The sequence below is a fragment of the Neobacillus drentensis genome (genome assembly GCF_036966985.1).
GTDB lineage: Bacteria > Bacillota > Bacilli > Bacillales > Cytobacillaceae > Neobacillus > Neobacillus drentensis_E.
This window is the reverse complement of record NZ_JBALSN010000358.1, coordinates 865-1969: the sequence shown is the minus strand read 5'-3', so window position 1 is coordinate 1969 and position 1105 is coordinate 865. Positions and strand designations below refer to the sequence as shown.

The following is a 1105-nucleotide window of genomic DNA, read 5'->3' as shown; positions in this document are numbered from 1 at the left end:
ATGTAGGAACGAAAGTGATGGAATTTGTAATCGAAGGCTTGAATCCAAAGAAGGCCATTACGATTATTTCTGATAAACCGAATGACATTGCCAAACAGGTGACTACATCAATGGACAGAGGGGTAACCGTATACTCAGGTCATGGTTATTACACAAAAACCCCAAAGGAAATTCTTTATATTGTTATTAGTAGGCAAGAAGTAATAAAATTGAAACGAATTGTTCAATCTACTGATCCGAATGCTTTCATCGCTATTCACGATGTTCGTGATGTGTTCGGAGAAGGATTTATTGATATTTCTAAAGCATAATAAGAGGCTGTTTTAAAAGAGTTTAAATTTGAAGAATTAGTATAGATAGATGTCTACCTGTTTTAATTACTAATCTACAGGTAAAGTTAGCCCCTTTTAATGGCTTCTTTTTTTGACAATACTCTTGCAAAAAAGTTGTCTCCTAGCTGGAGATTACCTGAGGGTTTAACTGAAGTTATATAACACCATATATTAAAAATTTAGTTAATAATTGCTTAATCCATTAAAGGGCGCATAACTTGAACAGTATGGCTACTATAACGGATGGAGGGATTCGGAATGTCGAACAACATCTCAAACAATAATCCGGGAAAAATACACTTCATGTTAAAGTCTACTCCGCCGAGGGCAACTTTTCCTCAGGACATGACCGAATAAGAAAGGAACATCATGCTACAACACATCGACTATTGGACAGGCAAGCAGAATCAGGGGATTGCTTTGGTTTTTGGACCGGTTTTAAATCCTAAAGCCCCACATGGACTTGCAATCATCGAAGTTGAGAATGAAGCTCAAGTCCCAAAACCCATCGCAGAGATCCCGCCGTTATTGCAGGAGTAATGACAAAAGAATTTTATCCGATGATGGCAACTTTACCTAAATAACACCCTTTGATGATGCTATAGTTAGTGAAAGCCTAATCATAAGTGGATTAGCGATGATTGAAAACAGGCTGGACAAAAGGAGAAATGTGGTTATTTCAATTGGCTTCGGTGAAACTAACGGATGCAAGAATTAAAAACAGTAACTCTTTTGTGGGTTGCTGTTTTTCGTTTCTTAATTGTGATTGTGAG

2 protein-coding genes are annotated in these 1105 nt (G+C 37.1%); both read left to right on the top strand.

All coding sequences use genetic code 11. The features are described 5' to 3' along the window. Nucleotides 1-311 (top strand): YitT family protein (locus V7659_RS21655; RefSeq protein ID WP_335542165.1); only part of this gene is annotated, 311 nt, incomplete at its 5' end. A gap of 390 nt (nt 312-701) precedes the next feature. Continuing rightward, nucleotides 702-872: a hypothetical protein gene (locus V7659_RS21650; RefSeq protein WP_335542164.1), complete on the top strand. Its 171-nt coding sequence runs from the start codon at nt 702-704 to the stop codon at nt 870-872. Nucleotides 873-1105: the final 233 nt, after the last annotated feature.

What these genes read in the sequence shown, in the direction of transcription:
- V7659_RS21650 (WP_335542164.1), top strand. Translation starts at nt 702, where the DNA reads ATGCTACAACACATCGACTATTGGACAGGCAAGCAGAATCAGGGGATT.